Source organism: Promineifilum sp. (SeqCode) (assembly GCF_041918635.1).
Taxonomy (GTDB): Bacteria; Chloroflexota; Anaerolineae; order Promineifilales; family Promineifilaceae; genus Promineifilum.
Genome location: NZ_JAYRVJ010000489.1, coordinates 1 through 1,909, shown reverse-complemented (window position 1 = coordinate 1,909; position 1,909 = coordinate 1). Strand labels below are relative to the sequence as shown.

At 68.2% G+C, this 1,909-nt stretch carries 1 protein-coding gene and 2 pseudogenes; all 3 read left to right on the top strand.

Features of this window, described 5'->3' with window-relative positions; genetic code table 11:
- Positions 1 to 140, top strand: a pseudogene (locus ACE3UY_RS14855) (carbamate kinase); the annotation flags it as partial.
- An 82-nt stretch (positions 141 to 222) separates the two neighbouring features.
- Positions 223 to 1,584 carry an allantoinase AllB gene (gene allB, locus ACE3UY_RS14850; protein ID WP_374688284.1) on the top strand — a complete coding sequence of 454 codons (1,362 nt, stop codon included), beginning with the start codon at positions 223 to 225 and terminating at the stop codon, positions 1,582 to 1,584.
- Between the two features lie 36 nt (positions 1,585 to 1,620).
- Positions 1,621 to 1,909, top strand: a pseudogene (locus ACE3UY_RS14845) (hypothetical protein); the annotation flags it as partial.

The following is a 1,909-nucleotide window of genomic DNA, read 5'->3' as shown; positions in this document are numbered from 1 at the left end:
TCGCCAAAGGCAGCATGGCCCCCAAGATTCAGGCGTGCATCAACTTCCTGGAACAGGGCGGCAAACGGGCCATCATCACCAACCCGGCCAACATCTCCCGCGCCCTGCGCGGCGAGACGGGCACCAGCATCACCAACTAATAGGGACTAGGGGCTAGGTGCTAGGGACTAGGGAAGCGCGCTCTTCCCCTAAAACCTAGCGCCTAGCACCTAACGATTGAATATGGCCGCAACACACCTCTTCAACCACGGTCGCTTCATCACCGAAACGGGCGAGTTCTTCGGCGGCCTTGTCGTCGAGGATGGCAAGGTCGCCCAACTGGTGGGCGAGCACGCCGCCGTATCAGCCGACCAGGTGACCGACCTGGCGGGCCTGACCGTGCTGCCCGGCCTGGTGGACGACCACGTCCACTTCAACGAGCCGGGGCGCGAGCATTGGGAAGGCTATCACACCGGCAGTATGGCCGCGGCCGCCGGCGGCGTCACGACCTTCATCGAGATGCCGCTCAACGCGACCCCCCCCTCCATCAACCGCGCCAACCTGCTGCACAAGCAGGCTGCCGTGCGCGACAAGGCCGTTGTCGATTATGCCCTGTGGGGCGGCCTGGTGGACGACAACGTGGCCGACCTGGCCGGGCTGCACGAGGAAGGAGTCATCGGCTTCAAGGCGTTCATGAGCGAGAGCGGCGTGGACTTCGCCCGCGTCGATGACAACGTACTCTACGCCGGTCTGCGCCGCGCCGCCGAACTGGGTAACCTGGTCGCCGTCCACGCCGAAAGCCAGCACGTCACCCAACTGCTCAGCGACGAACTGCGCGCGGCGGGACGCACCGACCGCGCCGCCTGGAGCGAGTCGCGCCCGCCGGCGGCTGAACTGGAGGCGCTGTCCCGCGCCGTCTATTGGGCCGGCGTCAGCGGCGGCCGGCTGCACGTGGTGCACGTCACCATCGCCGATGGTATCCGCGCCGCCGACCGCGCCCAGCGCGAGGGCGTCAAGGTCACGGTCGAGACGTGCCCCCACTACCTCTTCTTCGATGAGGGCGACTTCGAGCGCCTGGGACCGCTGGCCAAGTGCGCCCCGCCCATCCGCGACCGCGCCGAGGTCGAGGCGCTGTGGGCGTGCGTGCTGGCGGGTCTGGTGGATACCATCGCCTCCGACCACTCCCCCTGCCCCTGGGCCGACAAGGAGCCGGGGCTGGATAACATCTGGCGGGCCTGGGGCGGCATCAGCGGCGTGCAATCGCTGCTGCCCGTGCTGCTGACCGAGGGCGTCCACAAGCGCAGCCTGCCCCTGACCGACCTCGTCCGCATGACTTCAGCCAACCCGGCGCGCCTGTTCGGCCTCTACCCGCGCAAGGGCAGCCTGCTGCCCGGCTCCGACGCCGACTTCGTGGTCGTCGATCTGGATCGGGAGTGGGAACTGAGCGCGGACGAGCTGTTCTACAAGCACAAGCATAGCCCCTACGTCGGCGCGCGCTTCAAGGGCCTCGTTCGCCGGACAGTCGTGCGCGGCGAAACGGTCTACGAGGACGGGCAAATAGTGGCGCAGCCGGGCTATGGCCAACTCCTGCGGCGGGGGTTGTAGGGCGGCTTGGCAACCCGCTCCACAGGAAAAACGGCGATGAATCGCCTGACGATGAACGAACAGGAAGCCGCCGTGCTGGACACGGTCGACGCCGCCGAGGTGACGGAGTTGCTGCAAGCGCTGATCCGCGCCCGCAGCGACTACCCGCCTGGCGACACGCGCCAGGTCATCGACGTGGTGGCCGATAAGCTGGCGTCGGCCGGCATCGCGGCGCGGCGTGTGGCTCAGCGCGCCGAGCAGGTGAGCTTGATCGCTGAGGTAGGGGCGGACCCACGTGTCCGCCCGCCGGCCAGGGCCGACACGCAGGTCGGCCCCTACCTGTTGC